This is a genomic window from Pseudomonas sp. ES4 (assembly GCF_050586665.1).
GTDB classification, from domain to species: domain Bacteria; phylum Pseudomonadota; class Gammaproteobacteria; order Pseudomonadales; family Pseudomonadaceae; genus Aquipseudomonas; species Aquipseudomonas frederiksbergensis.
Map to the genome: position 1 here is coordinate 1 of NZ_JBOBDO010000063.1, position 448 is coordinate 448.

Genomic DNA, 448 nt, shown 5'->3' on the forward strand with positions numbered 1-448 from the left:
CACGGTAAAGGAGGGTGGTTTCTACACCGTTACCGGCGGTTTCATGCGTCACCTGCCCCTCGGCGTTGTACTGAATTTCTTTGACCAGCGTTTGCCAGGTAGTCAGCCCTTGAAGTTGCAGACGCGTCTCACGCAAGCGACCGTCAAGGGTCAGGCTGAAGACCTGGCGGTTGCCCTTGGCATCGACCTGTTCCAGCACATCCTTCAGCGGACCGAAGCTCCACGTCGAAGCGGCGCCCTCCCCCGGCTCAAGCAGCCGCTGGCGATCGGCTTCCAGCTCCGGCCAATCAGGTGCAACAGGGTCCAGGGTGAAGTGACGGACTTGCTTCACGCATTTGCCGGTGATTGAAAACGCCTCGAACAGCACCGTCCCGGCGGGGTCGTCATGACGGATCAACTGTCCGCATTGATTCCGGGCGCCATGATCGGGACCGCCATAAGTCATGCG

General features: G+C 60.5%; 1 pseudogene. It reads right to left on the reverse strand.

What is annotated here, in order from left to right:
- Positions 1–448 (reverse strand): annotated as a pseudogene (locus tag ACQ4OB_RS27840) (RHS repeat protein); the annotation flags it as partial.